Origin of the sequence: Lacibacter sp. MH-610, from assembly GCF_045780045.1 — a bacterium.
In the GTDB taxonomy this organism is placed as follows: Bacteria; Bacteroidota; Bacteroidia; order Chitinophagales; family Chitinophagaceae; genus Lacibacter.
In genome coordinates this window covers 2878643-2894802 of the sequence record NZ_CP116002.1, presented here as the reverse complement: position 1 = coordinate 2894802, position 16160 = coordinate 2878643, and the positions used below count along the sequence as shown (strand labels likewise).

At 40.1% G+C, this 16160-nt stretch carries 15 protein-coding genes and 1 tRNA gene; 11 read left to right on the top strand and 5 right to left on the bottom strand.

Annotated elements, in window-relative coordinates; translation table 11 throughout:
• Positions 1-9: 9 nt before the first annotated feature.
• Entirely contained in the window at positions 10-291 is a 282-nt protein-coding gene (locus PDL71_RS13365; RefSeq protein WP_407521876.1) for a hypothetical protein, read from the top strand.
• Positions 292-361: 70 nt separating this feature from the next.
• On the opposite strand, the gene PDL71_RS13360 is transcribed toward PDL71_RS13365, so the two are convergent.
• A tRNA-Ala gene (locus PDL71_RS13360) sits at positions 362-435 on the bottom strand.
• 158 nt (positions 436-593) lie between these two features.
• On the opposite strand from PDL71_RS13360, the gene PDL71_RS13355 reads away from it, so the two are divergent.
• Together PDL71_RS13355 and PDL71_RS13350 are read left to right on the top strand one after the other, a co-directional pair.
• Positions 594-2219: an acyl-CoA carboxylase subunit beta gene (locus tag PDL71_RS13355; RefSeq protein ID WP_407521873.1), complete on the top strand. Its 1626-nt coding sequence runs from the start codon at positions 594-596 to the stop codon at positions 2217-2219.
• 94 nt (positions 2220-2313) lie between these two features.
• On the top strand, positions 2314-2835 hold the full coding sequence (locus PDL71_RS13350) for a GNAT family N-acetyltransferase (RefSeq protein ID WP_407521871.1): 522 nt from the start codon (positions 2314-2316) through the stop codon (positions 2833-2835).
• 5 nt (positions 2836-2840) lie between these two features.
• On the opposite strand, the gene PDL71_RS13345 is transcribed toward PDL71_RS13350, so the two are convergent.
• From PDL71_RS13345 to PDL71_RS13335, 3 genes are all read right to left on the bottom strand, one after another.
• Positions 2841-6179, bottom strand: coding sequence for a VCBS repeat-containing protein (locus PDL71_RS13345; RefSeq protein ID WP_407521869.1), 3339 nt, complete (start codon positions 6177-6179; stop codon positions 2841-2843).
• 76 nt (positions 6180-6255) lie between these two features.
• A complete protein-coding gene (locus PDL71_RS13340; RefSeq protein WP_407521867.1) occupies positions 6256-7494 on the bottom strand; it encodes a hypothetical protein in 1239 nt (412 codons plus the stop codon).
• 51 nt (positions 7495-7545) lie between these two features.
• On the bottom strand, positions 7546-8154 hold the full coding sequence (locus PDL71_RS13335; RefSeq protein WP_407521864.1) for a Crp/Fnr family transcriptional regulator: 609 nt from the start codon (positions 8152-8154) through the stop codon (positions 7546-7548).
• 200 nt (positions 8155-8354) lie between these two features.
• On the opposite strand from PDL71_RS13335, the gene PDL71_RS13330 reads away from it, so the two are divergent.
• The 8 genes from PDL71_RS13330 (at position 8355) to PDL71_RS13295 (ending at position 15522) form a co-directional block, all read left to right on the top strand.
• The gene (locus PDL71_RS13330; RefSeq protein ID WP_407521861.1) at positions 8355-8837 is read left to right on the top strand and encodes a c-type cytochrome; all 483 of its coding nucleotides are present in this window, start codon (positions 8355-8357) and stop codon (positions 8835-8837) included.
• Between the two features lie 22 nt (positions 8838-8859).
• A complete protein-coding gene (nosZ, locus tag PDL71_RS13325) occupies positions 8860-10839 on the top strand; it encodes a Sec-dependent nitrous-oxide reductase (protein ID WP_407521859.1) in 1980 nt (659 codons plus the stop codon).
• 153 nt (positions 10840-10992) lie between these two features.
• Complete coding sequence (locus tag PDL71_RS13320) at positions 10993-12006, top strand: nitrous oxide reductase accessory protein NosL (RefSeq protein ID WP_407521856.1); 1014 nt, start codon at positions 10993-10995, stop codon at positions 12004-12006.
• A complete protein-coding gene (locus PDL71_RS13315) occupies positions 12003-13235 on the top strand; it encodes a nitrous oxide reductase family maturation protein NosD (RefSeq protein WP_407521854.1) in 1233 nt (410 codons plus the stop codon). The genes PDL71_RS13320 and PDL71_RS13315 overlap by 4 nt, the downstream gene beginning before the upstream one ends.
• A gap of 3 nt (positions 13236-13238) precedes the next feature.
• Positions 13239-13943 carry an ABC transporter ATP-binding protein gene (locus PDL71_RS13310; RefSeq protein ID WP_407521851.1) on the top strand — a complete coding sequence of 235 codons (705 nt, stop codon included), beginning with the start codon at positions 13239-13241 and terminating at the stop codon, positions 13941-13943.
• Positions 13944-14048: 105 nt separating this feature from the next.
• The gene (locus PDL71_RS13305; protein ID WP_407521849.1) at positions 14049-14816 is read left to right on the top strand and encodes an ABC transporter permease; all 768 of its coding nucleotides are present in this window, start codon (positions 14049-14051) and stop codon (positions 14814-14816) included.
• Between the two features lie 10 nt (positions 14817-14826).
• Entirely contained in the window at positions 14827-15117 is a 291-nt protein-coding gene (locus PDL71_RS13300; protein WP_407521847.1) for a cupin domain-containing protein, read from the top strand.
• A gap of 9 nt (positions 15118-15126) precedes the next feature.
• A complete protein-coding gene (locus PDL71_RS13295; RefSeq protein ID WP_407521844.1) occupies positions 15127-15522 on the top strand; it encodes a group III truncated hemoglobin in 396 nt (131 codons plus the stop codon).
• A gap of 63 nt (positions 15523-15585) precedes the next feature.
• Here the strand turns inward: PDL71_RS13295 and PDL71_RS13290 are convergent, their stop codons facing one another.
• Positions 15586-16137: a fasciclin domain-containing protein gene (locus tag PDL71_RS13290; RefSeq protein WP_407521842.1), complete on the bottom strand. Its 552-nt coding sequence runs from the start codon at positions 16135-16137 to the stop codon at positions 15586-15588.
• Positions 16138-16160: the final 23 nt, after the last annotated feature.

Below are 16160 nucleotides of genomic sequence, written 5' to 3'. Positions count from 1 at the left end.
GTCAGAACTATGAAGAAGTATATTGTCCTGTTTGCGGTAGTTGCTTTGTTAACTGCCTGCAGTAACTCCGGTGAAAAAACAGATAATGAAAAAGCAGCTGATACTTTAAACACAGTAGATAAAGCACAGGAGAAAATGAATGAGCTGATTGATTCTGCTCAAAGTAAAGGAGCAGTTATTGCTGATACATTGACTAATAAAGTAATTGAGCCTGCAAAAAAAGAAGCAGGCAAAGTAGGTGAAAAGCTGAAGGAAAAATTAAAGGAAGCGAAGGAATCAATCAACCAGTAAAAAGAAACGGGTGGCATTGCCACCCGTTTCTTTTAAGAAGAAAGCCACCCGAAGGCGGCTTTAAAGCTTGTGGAGAATACCGGATTCGAACCGGTGGCCTCTTGCATGCCATGCAAGCGCTCTAGCCAACTGAGCTAATTCCCCATTTTATTTAGAACTTTTGTCGGTGGTCTTCCCGCCTTCAAGCGGGACGCTCTAGCCAACTGAGCTAATTCCCCAACGGGTTGCAAATATAGAGGATTTGCTTAAAAATATCTTAGCTCTTTTGCCCTTATCTTGCAGTAACGATTCAACAATTTGCCATGGATATCCAGTTCAACAGGAATGAAGATGTAATGAAACTCGCCTTAAGCGAAATGAAACAACGCCTTGCAAAAATTTATGAAGGCGGCGGAAAAAAATCAATCGAAAAACAAAAAGAACGTAACAAACTCACAGCGAGAGAACGCATCAACTATTTATGTGATGCTGATACGCCTTTTATTGAAATAGGCGCATTTGCCGGTTATGATATGTATGTAGCAGAAGGTGGTTGCCCTGCCGGTGGAACCGTAGCAGGTATTGGGTATGTGAGCGGCCGCCAATGTGTGATTGTTGCCAATGACCAGACTGTAAAGGCAGGGGCCTGGTTTCCTGTAACCGGCAAGAAAAACTTACGTATGCAGGAAATTGCCATGGAAAACCATTTGCCTGTTATATACCTGGTGGATAGCGCCGGTGTTTATTTACCCATGCAGGATGAAATTTTTCCTGATAAAGAGCATTTTGGCCGCATCTTCCGCAATAATGCACGTATGAGTGCCATGGGTATTACACAGATTGCTGCAGTGATGGGAGCCTGTGTAGCAGGCGGTGCTTATTTGCCTATTATGAGCGATGAAACATTAATGGTAGAAGGTAATGGTTCTATCTTTCTCGCAGGTCCTTATTTGGTAAAGGCAGCTATAGGTGAAGATGTGGATATTGAAACACTCGGCGGAGCAGTAACGCATACTGAAATAAGTGGTATTGCTGATTATAAATTTAAAACCGAGCAGGAGTGCCTGGATGAAGTAAAAAAACTCATGAGTAAGCTGGGCGAAAAAAAGAAAGCGGGCTTTGACAGAGTTGCTTCAAAACCACCCAAGAAAAATCCTGAAGACTTGTATGGTTTATTTCCCGCTGATGGCAAGCCTTATGATATGCTGGATGTGATTGAACGCATTGTTGACGAAAGTGACTTCGACCAGTTCAAGCAAGACTATGGCAAAACCATCCTCTGTGGTTATGCACGCATTGATGGCTGGGCAGTAGGTATCGTAGCCAATCAGCGTACCATCGTTAAGAATAAGAAGAATGAAATGCAGTTAGGCGGTGTTATTTATAATGACAGCGCTGATAAAGCGGCACGCTTTATTCTCAATTGTAATCAAAAGAAAATTCCATTGGTTTTTTTGCAGGATGTTACCGGTTTTATGGTAGGCAGCAGAAGTGAGCACAGTGGTATAATTAAAGATGGTGCCAAGCTGGTAAATGCCGTTGCCAATAGCGTAGTACCGAAGATTACCATCATTGTTGGTAATTCCTTTGGTGCCGGTAATTATGCCATGTGCGGTAAGGCTTATGATCCAAGATTTATTTATGCATGGCCCCAGGCAAAGATTGCAGTAATGGGTGGTGAACAGGCGGCTAAAACTTTATTACAAATACAGGTAGCTGCTATGAAGTCAAAAGGCAAAGAAGTAAGTGCAGAAGATGAAAAACAATTGCTGGATGAGATCAAAGGCCGTTATGAAAAACAAACTACTCCTTACTATGCCGCAGCCCGTTTATGGGTGGATGGCATTATTGATCCATTGGAAACAAGACGTGTGATTAGTGAAGGTATTGCAGCAGCCAATCATAATCCTGAAGTGGAAGGAATGAGAGTGGGAATGTTCCAGGTGTAAAATATGCAATAATCAGATTCCTTTAATTATATCGCAAGTTTCGGGTTGATAAAGAGAATAATCAGAAAGATGTTTGTATCCTAATATCAATGCAATGAAAATTGAAAACAGCACCATAAATGACATTGATGAAATCTTTCGTCTCTACAAACATGCTTCCGACTTTCAACGGTCTAAAAAAACAGTTGTTGTTTGGCCTGAGTTTGAAAGAAGTCTGGTAGAAACGGAAATTGCAGAAAAGAGTCAATGGAAATTGCTGATTGATGGGAAGATTGCCTGTGTATGGGTTACTACTTTCAGCGATGAACAGATATGGGGCGAAAAAAATCAGGATTCCGCCGTTTATATTCACCGTATTGCTACCAATCCAGATTTTCGTGGGAATGATTTTGTAAAGATCATTGTTGCTTGGGCCAGGGAATATGCAGCTGCCAACCAGAAACAATATATTCGCCTGGATACAATTGGTAATAACACCAAACTGATTGAAGTGTATACCCGTGCAGGGTTTGACTTTCTTGGCTTGTTTGATCTGAAAGATGTAACCGGTTTGCCGGTGCATTATTCACAAGGGCCTGCTTGTCTTTTTGAAATCAATCTTTCTGATCCTTCATAAAAGCATTAATACTTCTTTTGCTGATATAACAATAATCTTCCATTGGTTTGAGACGCTGCTATTGCTACTGTGTTGTTATACTGAAACGGCACCAATGCCCTTCCATTACCCGGAATATAAATACCACTTTCTAAAATGCTCAATGCTTTAAAATTTCCTTTGCCATCACCTTTCAATACAAGACCATTGCCTGCGTCTATTCTGCCGGCATAAGGATGCACACTGAATTCATTTCCGCTTAACAGGATATCTGCAAAGCCATCCTTATTAAAATCCTGCAGCAATACTGCATGTACAGGGCTCCATTGTGCTTCAGCAGGTAATTGATGCAGCACCATTTCAAAGTTGCCTTTGTTTTCGATCCACACAGTGTTGAATTGTACTGCACTCAGTTTTAATTGACCGGTGCGGTTAAAGTTTCCGGCTACAGTTGCAACATCAGCACGGGCAAAAGATGTATAATCAGGAAACAACTTTTTTATAGATGGAATTTCTTCTGCAAACTGATCTCTGTAACCTGCCGGAAATTCTTTTCTCTTACCATGCAAAGTGTCATATTTGAAGAGCGTAATAAAAGCATCCCAGCGTTGATTATTATCAAAGTCATTTCCATAAACATTAAGTGGTTCTTCAACAGTTCCTTTGAAATAGCCATTGGTTCCGTAGTTGCCGGCAACAAAATCAATATCTCCATCACCATCTACATCGCCTGCAGTAATGCAATTCCACCAGCCGGTTTCTTTATCAAGATTTGTGGTTTGAAGTGTTAGTTTGCCGTTTTCATTTTTTAAGCAAAGTATACCCATCAACTCACCGGTAAGCACCAGGTCTGCATCGCCATCTTTATCAATATCTGCAGTTGCAGCTCCCGTTATCATACCAATATTTTTTAACTGGGGTGCAACGGCTGTTGTTACATCTGTAAACCTGCCTTTATCATTCCGGTAAATAAAACCGCTGCCCGGTTTTGGATATTCTCCCGGTACAATCCGTTCTCCTATAAACAAATCATCATCTCCATCTTTATCATAATCAAAGTTTTTTACCACTGATTTACTGGCATAGTTTGCAGGTACTGCAAGACTGTCATAACTGAAATTTCCTTTTCCATCATTTGTATAAAAGCGATCTGCATAGCCTTTGCTCTGCTTGAGTAATTCTGTGCTGCCGCTTGTAATGTACAAATCAAGATCACCATCTTTATCTGCATCAAATAAAACCAGGCCTCCATCATCTGTTTGCTGTACAAAATTTATATGCAGTGGTTGTTGTTTGAATAAATAATTGGTTTGCTGAACAAAAACGCTAGCTGCTATGGGTGCAGTGCCGCCTACAATCACATCACTCAAACCATCGCCGTTTACATCTCCTGCTGTTACTATGGGTCCGTTTGATGAAAATTTATGAGGCAGTTGACGTTGCTGGTTAAAATCAACAAAGTCTGTTTCTTCATTCATGTAAAAAAGTCCGGCCGTGTTCGTGATATTGGTGAACCAATTTTGAGTAACTGTAAGCAAGGGCTCTTCCTGTATCCGCTGTGCTCCTGCAGATTGAATAACCAATAGTGTTTGATTCACTGCTACATTTTTAAGGGTTTCTCTTTTTCCATCCGGCCAGTTGATTACAATGCTGTCAACGGATTGAATGGTGTCTAAACCAAAGTGCAATATATCCTGCATTGTACTCATATAACCACGGTAAGGATTGAACTCACTCATTTGCAGTTGACCTTTGTAATACAATGTAGCTTTTGTACCGATGCCGTTGATGTTACTCGTATCACCCCTGAATTTAAGCTGTAGATACTTTTTTTCTGGCTGCTGTTCATTGGTTTTATTTTCCAGAAGTGTGGCTTCCATATTGGTATTGTTAATCACAACATCCATATCACCATCTTTATCAAAATCAGCATAAGCAATACCGGCGGAGTAGGTTGGAAAGTTCCAACCCCATGTATCCGTTTGATCAGAGAAAGTAAGATCACCATTGTTCCTGAAAATATAGTTGCTGATTTTTGCAGCAGGCAGTCGTTGTAATGCTTCCTGTAAAGTGGCCTGCCCGCTTTCACGGTAGGCTACAAAGTCAAGATCTGTTACGTCTTTTGGTAATCCGTTGGTGGTCATTAAATCCCGGTAACCATCGTTATCAGCATCTACTAAGAGTGCTGCCCAGCTCCAGTCAGTAAAAGCCATGCCTCCGTAAAAAGCAATTTCACTAAAGACAGGAGCTCCTACAGAATCGTTATGCAAAACTCTTGGTCCACGGTTTACCTGCAGCATATTGCGTGCTGTTTGATAAGGATAACCGTACATGGCTGAATACAAATACCAGTTGTAATCTGTTTGTACCATCATTTTCTTCTGCCGGTAATTATCTTCCGGCATCATATCCATTTCCACAATATCTACAAGACCATCATTATTGATGTCAGCAGCATCATTTCCCATGGCATTTAAACTGCCATGTTTAAAATATTCACTGTTACGATTGGTGAATGTTCCGTTTTTATTATTGATGTATAAAAGATTACCGCTTAAGTAATCATTACTTACATAAATATCTTTCCAGCCGTCCTCATTGATATCTGTAATACTGATTCCTAATCCGTTTCCTTCCCAGGTAATACCGGCTTCTGTTGAAACATTGGTGTAAACACCGTGTTGTAACTGCGGGTTCCAATCGTTACGGTATAAAATATCATTGGTAAAACCGGTGCCATCATTTTTAATTTTCCGGAATGTATTCGGAAACTCCCTGTTAAGATCATTAACGATGCAATACAGATCAAGATCGCCATCATTATCATAATCAAAGAAAGCCGCCATATGTGTACTTGCTGTATCTGCCAATCCATATTCATTGGTCATATCTCTGAAAACCGGAATATCAGTTCCTGTCTTCATACCCTGGTTTACGTAAAGAATATCCTGTTTCAGTTCTGCTTTTTGCCAGGCGGCGGCACATACATAAATATCAAGTAATCCGTCATTGTTAATATCAATAATTGCAGCACCCCGGCTCCATTTCCGTTCACCGGTTACACCTGCGGTTTCTGTTACATCTTCAAACTTCATGTTTCCACGGTTGAGGTAGAGTTTGTTGGAGTTGATGGAGGCAGTGAAATAAATATCCGGCAGACTGTCGTTATTAAAATCGCCAATACCAACGCCACCACCATTGTAGAGGTATTGATAATTGATCATATTGATCATTTCATTTTCTTCTATCTGGTTTGTAAAAGTGATACCACTTTTTTGTGCATCAATTTTTTCAAACAGTGGCTTTTGTTTACGGGAACAGGCAACTGCTGCCAGTAGTGCTAAGACAAGAACAGGGAAACGCATAAACAGTTAAATAGTTTACCGAATATAGGATAAAACGGCAAGCAGGAACCAATTCGGGTTCAACCATTTATAAACACTATACTGCCTGTTTATCGTGGTGCAGATTTTTAATGAAAAGCGTTAGCAAAGCGGAGAAAATAAACAAGGCGGTGAGTAATAAAAGGTGGTTGGCATACGGCAGGGTATGGTACGTAATACCGGCAATTCCCTGGAGCATCAATAAAACTTCATTCACCAATACCGCAATCAAAAATATCCAGCCTGCTCTTTTACCCGCAGGTGTTGTTAGTTGCAGCATTTGATTTTGTAAGAAGAAACCGATAATAAAAACGCTTACAAAAACCAGTAACACCAGGTGCAGAAAACCGATGACCACCGGCCGAACGCCAAACGCATAAGTATTCAGTTGGGGAACAGCTGATAGTGCCTGCAATACAATCTTAATTGTAAAAGCCAGTGCTGCCGCCAGCCAGAACCATTTTACGTGTTTTTGCAGTTGCTCCCGGAAAAAAGGTTTGAGTGGAGCCATTGCTTTTAAGAAATACACTAATGCAACCAACTGGATAATGCCGCTTAAAGCTGCTGCTGTATACATCCATCCCGGTATCCGCATCCACATGAGTGAAAGAAACCAGGCAGGTACCAATGCAATGATTAATAAATAAAAAAAGCGGTTGAGGTGAATGGTACCGGTAACACTGATGTGTTTTGAAATATAACGGATAAATAAGGCGCCGATTGTAAAAAGGAAAAATCCGTTGTACTGAAAATGAAGGAAGAAGTAAACAGATCCAAAATACCAATCCTGCCGCATGTTTTTTGAAACCATCAGGAAGGCCAATGTAAAAGTACCGAGCGATGAAAGAACATTACACAGTATGCCTGCCATCAACCATTTGTTTTCCGGTGCCGGTTTTTTACGACGCAGCAGTTCTTTAATCACCAGCCATGCAAACCCATAACTGATAAAAATGGATGCAGTGGAAAATGCAATAGAACCGGCTGCATAACCTGTAAAGGGAAATGTAAAGAGCATACCGTAAGCAGCCATTTGCTGTGCAACCAGCAACCATTCCAGTTGTTTTAGTAAACGGTTGGCTGGTTGCAGCAAATAAATAACACCTGCATACAAAGCTAAACTTACCCAACCTGCAAATGCAAAATGAGAGTGCGCATGCAGTAAATGTTTCTGATCAACAAACGGCAGTGGAAATAAGATCTTGTATCGCAGCAAAACACCAACGGCTGCCAGTACTACAAAGTTGAACAAGGCAAATAGTGCCCATTTACGGAAAAACGAAACATCAGGGTTCATGCTATGCAAAACAAAGAAACAGGAAGGGGAGGGAATATGATTGAAGTCATGTCAGCAAAACACTTTACCTTTTTCAATTTTTAAAGATCCTTTTTCATGCAGATCACGAATGGAACGGATAACAGTTTCAACACGCAGTCCGGTCATATCTGCAATTTGCTGACGGGTTAAATCAATTTTTAACCTTGCACCGTTCATGAAGCCTTTACTCTTTTTATATTCTTTAAGTAAAGATAAAATGCGGTGAGAGGGCCCATACGAAGAGATTTCTTTTGAAATCATGGATTTGAAACGTAACCGTTTTGCAAGTGTTTGTGTAAAGCAAAAATGAATATCAAAATTATCTTTCAGTAATTGTAAAAAGTTTTCTTTACGCAGTCGGATGATGGTTATGTCTGTTTCAGCCACCGCTCCTGCAGGATAAGTGCCGCCATCAAACAATGGTGGTTCTCCAAAACTTTCTCCCTCTTCAAAAATACCTTGTATAAATTCTTTTCCTTCCTCATTACAGTTTACCATTTTAATACGTCCTTCTACTACCTGGTAGTAGAAATATGCAAAATCACCTTCATAAAAAAGTACGTGCCCTTTCGGGTAGTTATGAAAAGTAGCACCCCATGCCAATAATAAGTCTGTATTAATGATACAATTGGTTTGCATGAGAGCAAAATAAAAAAAGCAATGAGGGTTAGCTGTTGATAGAGAGCAGTTTTATAACTGATCTTCATCAGAATTCGCTTACGTGTCAGAGGGAGAACGATGATGTTTAATGCTGCTTTTATCAAATATGACTTCAATCATAATGACCCATTTTAACCCTCAGTAATCTTGTGTGTTCAATCATCTTAAAACGAACAAATATGAAAAAGTTTCTTCTACTTTCAGCCGTGGCAGCCTTCCTGTTTGCCTGCGGCAACAACTCAGAAGGAAGTAAAACAGAAGCCAAAGACGATGCAGCTTCTACCACTTCCACAACAGACAATGGCAATCCTTCTTACGACCCTGAGCGTGGCATCGGTAAGTTTACCAAGGTGGATGTAAATCCGCAATTAGATGCTGCTATGGCTGAAGCCGGCACCAAAGTGTATGATACCAAATGCGCCAGTTGCCACAAGCTTACAGATGAAAAACTGGTAGGCCCGGGATGGAAAGGTGTAACCAGCCGTCATACAGCTGAGTGGATAATGAATTTTGCCACCAACCCTGATGAAATGCTGAACAAAGATCCCAAGGCAATGGCCCAGCTGGAAATTTGTTTGGTGCGTATGCCTAACCAGAATTTAACTGATGATGATGCCAGGCATGTATTTGAATTTATGCGTAAGAATGATGGTGTTAAATAATTAAAACTTCAACTAATAAAATATGAAACGTTATCAAAACCTGCTGTTGGTTGCTGTTATAGCTGCAGCAGTACAAATCACAGGCTGTAAGCCTAAAGGTGCAACGGGTGTTGCTGCCGGCTCAGCTGAGAAAGCTTATGTAGCACCCGGTAAGTATGATGAATTTTACAATTTTGTTTCAGGCGGTTTCAGCGGGCAGATGAGTGTTTATGGTTTGCCCAGCGGCAGATTGTTCCGTGTTATTCCTGTATTTTCCGTTGATCCTGAAAAAGGATGGGGTTATAGCGAAGAGAGTAAACCTATGTTAATGACTTCTAACGGGTTTGTTCCGTGGGATGATCTGCACCACGTTTCTTTTTCACAAACAAACGGTGAAATTGATGGCCGCTGGACTTTTGGTAATGCTAACAATACACCACGTGTGGCACGTATTGATAACAAAACCTTCCGTACAGCAGAAATTATTGAATTGCCCAACAGCGCCGGTAACCACTCTTCTCCATTCATCACTGAAAACTCAGAATACCTGGTAGCAGGTACCCGTTTCAGTGTTCCGGTGGGAGATAACCAGGATGTACCTATTGCATCCTACAAACAAAACTTTAAAGGCACTATCAGTTTCATAAGTATCGGTAAAGAACATGGAGAAATGGATATTGCTTTTCAACTTTTACTCCCCGGTGTAAACTTTGATTTAAGCCGTGCCGGTAAAGGGCCCAGCCACGGATGGTTCTTTTTCAGTTGTTATAACAGTGAGCAGGCAAATACCTTGCTGGAAGTAAACGCATCTCAGCGAGATAAAGATTTTATACTTGCTGTTAACTGGAAAAAAGCAGAAGAATACCTCAAAGCAGGTAAAGGTGTTAAAAAGCAGGTTCGTTATGCTCATAACAAATGGGATGAAGCCACTCATACTGCCAAACACGAAATAAGAACAGAAGTAACGGTGCTGGATCCTGCCATTCTGAAAGATATCTGTTATTTTATTCCCTGTCCTAAATCTCCACATGGTTGTGATACTGATCCTACCGGTGAATACATTGTAGGCAGTGGTAAACTGGCAGCTGTAATTCCTGTATTCTCTTTCAGCAAAATTCAAAAAGCAATTGCTGATAAATCGTATGATGGGGAATATGGCGGTATTCCTGTAATTAAATATGAATCAGCTTTACATGGCGAAGTGCAGAAACCAGGTTTAGGACCTTTGCATACAGAGTTTGATGCCAATGGTAATGCTTATACTTCTTTCTTTGTGAGCAGTGAAATTGTAAAGTGGAATGTAAAAGAATTAAAAGTGCTGGATCGTGTACCTACTTATTATTCTATCGGTCACCTTTCTGTTCCCGGTGGTGACACAAGAAAACCCTGGGGCAAATATGTAGTAGCTTATAACAAAATTACTAAAGACCGCTATCTGCCTACCGGTCCTGAGTTAACACAGAGCGCCCAGATCTATGACATCAGTGGTGATAAGATGCAACTGATTCTTGATTTTCCCACAATTGGTGAACCGCACTATGCAGGTTCAATGCCCGCCTCTCTTATTAAAGATAAAAGTCTTAAGATTTATAAACTTGATCAAAATAAACACCCTTATGTAACAATGGGTGAAAAAGAAGCAAAAGTGGTTCGTGAAGGAAATAAGGTTCATGTGTATATGAGTTCAATCCGTTCTCACTTTGCACCGGATAATATTGAAGGTATAAAACTGGGTGATGAAGTTTATTTCCATGTTACGAACCTGGAGCAGGACTGGGATGTGCCGCATGGCTTTGCAGTAAAAGGTGCATTGAATGCTGAATTACTCATCATGCCTGGCGAAACTTCTACGTTGAAATGGGTTCCTGAAAAAGTGGGTGTATATCCTTTCTATTGTACTGATTTCTGCAGTGCGTTGCACCAGGAAATGCAGGGTTACATCCGTGTATCACCCGCAGGCAGTAACCTCCCACTTACATTCAGTGTAGGTAAGCAAGCCGCTCCCGACAGTACAAAAAAATAAACAGTATTGATAGTTCGGCATATGAGATATACAGTAATAAATCTTTGGAAGAGTGAAGAAGGTTTAAGATGATTATCAAAAGAAATGCCTGTCATAGCTATTACGCAGGTTATGACAGGCTTTCTTACAACAGAATAGAAATTAATCAGAATTATGAGCAACAATATTTCACCACGGTCACGCATCATCTCCATTATCTGTGCTGTTGCACTGGGTGTATCGCTGTTGTTTCCGCTCTGGCGTATTGATTTAACAGCGCCTCAATATCCCGAAGGACTGGGATTGAAAATTTATCCGCATAAAATCGGTGGCGATGTAGATGTGGTGAATGGATTAAATCACTACATCGGTATGAAGACGCTGCATACCAACGATTTTATTGAGTTTACCGTGTTACCCTATCTCATTGGTTTTTTTGGATTGTTCTTATTGCTCGCTGCTTTCCTCCGTAAGCGTTGGTTTCTGTACACATGGTTAGTGCTGTTTGTAATGTTTGGTATTGTGGCGATGTATGACTTTTACAGGTGGGAGTACGATTATGGTCATAACCTTGATCCTAATGCTGCTATTGTTGTGCCGGGTATGGCTTATCAACCACCGTTGATAGGATTTAAACAACTGCTCAATTTTGGTGCATACAGTTTTCCTGATGTAGGTGGTTATATATTTCTTGCTGTAGGATTACTGATGCTAATCGTTGCTTATTTTGAATGGAAGAAAGCAAAGGCAAGACGGAATCGTTATGTAACGGCATTATTGTTTCCCATAGTTATGATGATGCAGGGCTGCAGCAACGATCCGCAACCTATTGTATTTGGTAAAGATGCCTGTCATTTTTGTAAAATGATCATCAGTGAGAGAGGCTTTGGTGCTGAACTGGTAACAGCTAAAGGCAAGGTGTACAAATTTGATGATACGCATTGTATTATATCGTTTTTAAAATCCGGAACTCTGAAAGAAGCAGATAAAGCAATTGTTTACCTGGTTGATTTTGCACAGAAAGAAAAGCTGATTCCTGCTGACAAAGCTTTTTTATTACAAGGTGATGCTATTCGTGGTCCTATGGCGGGTAATGTAGCAGCATTTGAAACAATATCCTCCATGCAGGAATTTCAAAAAACATGGAATGCACAGCAGGTAAAATGGAATGATATCATCCGCAAATGAAGATTCTCATTACGATATTGATTTGTTTCATATACACCACCGGCTTTGGTAAAACCATTACAGTTGGTAAAAACAGGCAGCACCCGTCAATCAAGAGTGCTGTTAATAAAGCTGTTGCGGGTGATACGATTCTTATTGATGAAGGTGTTTATAAAGAAGGACAGATTATTCTTACAAAAGCGCTTGTGTTGCGTGGTGTTAATTATCCGGTACTGGACGGAGAAAAAAAATATGAAATACTTACCATAAAGGCAAATGGGGTGGTAGTGGAAGGGATTGTATTTCGTAACTCAGGAAGAAGCAGTTATATGGATATTGCTGCGTTACGAATTGCTGACAGTCGTTTTGTTACTGTTAAAAACAACCGGTTTGAGTTTGCTTTTTTCGGCATCTATTCACAGCATGCCACATCCTGTACTATAACCGGTAATAAATTAACCAGCGATGCAAAAGATGAAATTAATTCGGCTAACGGTATTCATTGCTGGAAGAGCGATAGTATGAAGATTGAAGGTAATACCATTACAGGGCATCGGGATGGTATTTATTTTGAGTTTGTAACCAATTCATTCATTAAAGGAAATACCAGTTACCTCAATGTACGTTACGGTATCCACTTCATGTTTTCCAATAATGATACGTACGTCAACAATACATTTAAAAACAACGGTGCCGGTGTGGCGGTTATGTATTCTAACCACATTAACATGCATCAGAATCTTTTTGCTGATAACTGGGGTAGTGCTGCATACGGCATTTTGCTGAAAGACATCAGTGATGGAACCATCAGCGGTAATACTTTCCGTAATAACAGTGTGGGTGTGATGATGGAAGGCAGCAGTCGTTTGCAGATAGAGAAAAATACATTCAGCAGTAATGGATGGGCTTTAAAAATACAGGCAAACTGTGCAGATAACCTGCTTACCCATAACAATTTTACGGGTAATTCTTTTGACGTAGCAACTAACGGTGATCTTGTATTAAGCCGTTTTGAAAAAAACTACTGGGATAAATATGATGGTTATGATTTAAACCGCAATGGTGTAGGTGATGTGCCTTATCATCCCGTAAGCTTATATGCAATGATTACAGAACGTAACCCATCCAGTATGATGATGTACCGCAGTTTCATGGCCACATTAATTGATAAGATTGAAAAAGTAATGCCCGTACTAACTCCGGTTGAGTTAAAGGACCATCATCCACTCATGAAACCGGTTAAATTCTGAATTATGATTATAGCATCAAACGTTACAAAAACCTTTGGCAAGCTGAAAGCACTGGATAATGTGAGTGTTACCTGCACCAAGGGACATGCTATTGCTTTGATTGGACCTAACGGAAGCGGTAAAACCACACTCATCAAAACCATTTTGGGAATGGTGGTGCCGGACAGTGGTTTTATAACATTTGATCAGCATAACATTCTTCATAACTGGAAGTATCGGGAGCGTATTGGTTATATGCCGCAGATAGGCCGTTATCCTGATAATATGAGTATTGCGCAGGTAATTGATATGATGAAAGACATCCGTAAGTCCACAACTTCTTTAGACGAAGATCTTATTGCTGCTTTTGGATTGAAAAACATTGAACAAAAAAAGATGCGGACACTCAGTGGTGGTACAAGGCAAAAAGTAAGTGCATCACTTGCCTTTCTTTTCAACCCGGATGTGTTGATCCTGGATGAACCAACAGCTGGGTTAGATCCTGTAGCTTCAGAAATTCTGAAACAGAAAATTATTGCGGAAAAAGAAAAGGGGAAATTAATACTCATCACTTCACACATATTAAGTGAACTGGATGACCTGGTAAGCGAAATTATTTATATGCAGGATGGCAGTTTGCAGTTTCATAAAAGCCTGGAACAATTACGTGCAGATACCGGGCAGGTGAAACTGGCCGGCGCTATTGCACAAATCATGAAACAACGGTAACAACACAGTCAAAGTTCTTTTCTAAACATCAGGATATCAGAAGTGATCAGCAGTTTAAAAAAATATTGATGCAACTGCTTCTTTCGCTGAATTAAAAATACTCAGATGAAAACGATTATAAAATATGTAATGCTGGATCTGTTAAAAAACAGAATTGTACTGGCTTATACATTGGTACTGCTCATCATTTCAATAGGTGTATTTAATATGGATGCCAATACAATGAAAGGTGTATTGAGCCTTATGAACATTACACTCATATTTATTCCACTGGTAAGTATCATCTTCTCAACCATCTATGTTTACAACTCATCAGAGTTCCTGGAGTTGCTGGTAGCTCAACCGCTGCAACGTACAACACTCTGGTTAAGTATGTACTTCGGACTGGCATTAAGTTTATCCCTTGCTTTTTTGGTGGGCGTAGGAATTCCGGTAATGCTGTATGAGTTTTCAGCAACGGGTTTTATGCTGCTTGTTACAGGTTTATTCCAGTCAGTTATTTTTACCGGTATTGCATTGCTGGCTTCTGTTAAAACAAGAGATAAGGCCAAGGGCATCGGCATTGCGGTATTGCTCTGGTTTTTATTTACACTTATCTATGATGCAGTGGTGATGTTGTTCCTGTTCCAGTTCAGTGAGTATCCTTTGGAAAAACCAATGATTGCATTGACAATGCTCAACCCGGTTGATCTGTCGAGAGTTTTAATGCTGTTGAAGCTGGATATTTCTGCATTAATGGGTTATACAGGAGCCGTATTTCATGAGTTCTTCGGCAGTGGTACCGGTATCATTATTTCTTTTATCACATTGATGATGTGGGCGCTGGTGCCGCTTTGGTTTTCAGTAAAACAATTTAAACGTAAAGATTTATAAAAAAGAGCGTATGCTTATAGGAAACGTAACAGATTATATACGACATGAAAAAATTGAAAAGTCAGGCGTGTATAAGGATGATCATATACATGTTATTATGCTCAATCTGCCTGCAGGCGAAGAATTAAAACCGCATATTTCACCGGTTGATGCCTTCTTTATTGTTCAGCAGGGTGAAGTGGAGTTTATGCTGGAAGGGGAAGTATTTCATTTGAGGCCGGGAGATATGTTTCATTTCAAAGCCCGGCAGTTACATGCATTAAAAGCAATAAGTGATTTTAGTATGTTGATTGTTAAATAAACAATTGCTATGAAAAAGGATATCGAAAACCATGATGATATTGTACTGCTTGTAAATACATTTTATGAGAAAGTAAAAAAAGACGAACTCATACATCATTTTTTTACGGATACTGTTAAAGTAGATTGGGAAAAACATTTGCCGGTAATGTATCGTTTCTGGGAAAATATAGTTTTTCATACCGGAAGTTATGCCGGCAATCCCATGGAAGTACATAAAAAACTACATGCTAAAAGTGCAATGCATCATTTTCATTTTGAACGATGGTTGAAACTGTTTAATGAAACAGTAGATGATTTGTTTGAAGGAGAGAAATCTTTTCAGATTAAACAACGGGCACTTTCAATTGCTACAGTTATGCAAATTAAGATTGATGATGTGCAGCGGGAAGAGTCTTTCTACTGAATGAAACAGGTAAAATAAAAACCGCTCCCTGGAGCGGTTTTTTAATGGCTGTTCAAAGGGAAGTTATTTCGCAGGGGGAAGCAATACGCCATCCGTAACATAGATAATGCCATTGCTGGCAGGGATGGTTGCAATAATATTAACTCCATTAACGGTCAATTTACCATCTTTATTTCCAATAGTTGCATTGTCGCCACTTGCCATTCCATACGTTAACCCATCGCTCATCAAAGCATCTTTCAACACACCCACATACACATGATATTCCAGTATGCTTCTCAGTTTGTCTTTGTTTTCAGGTTTGAGTAAATCATCAAGTGTTCCTTTAGGCAGTTTGTCAAAAGCTGCGTTTACAGGAGCAAATACAGTAAACGGACCGGCATTTGAAATCACATTTACATAGTCTGCTGCTTTTAAGGCGGCAACCAGTGTTGAGTGGTCTTTACTGCCCACGGCAATTTTTGCAATGTCTTTGGCGCTTTCATCATCCTGTACGGTTGATTGTCCTCCGTCAACAGTTGTTTCTGCTGCGGCAGTTGTTTGATTTTCGGTTGCATTGTTGCAGGCCAGGCAAAGGCTTAGTGCGAGGGCTGGTCCTATAGAGCGAATGTTCATAAAAATTCGTTTAAACGTTTAAA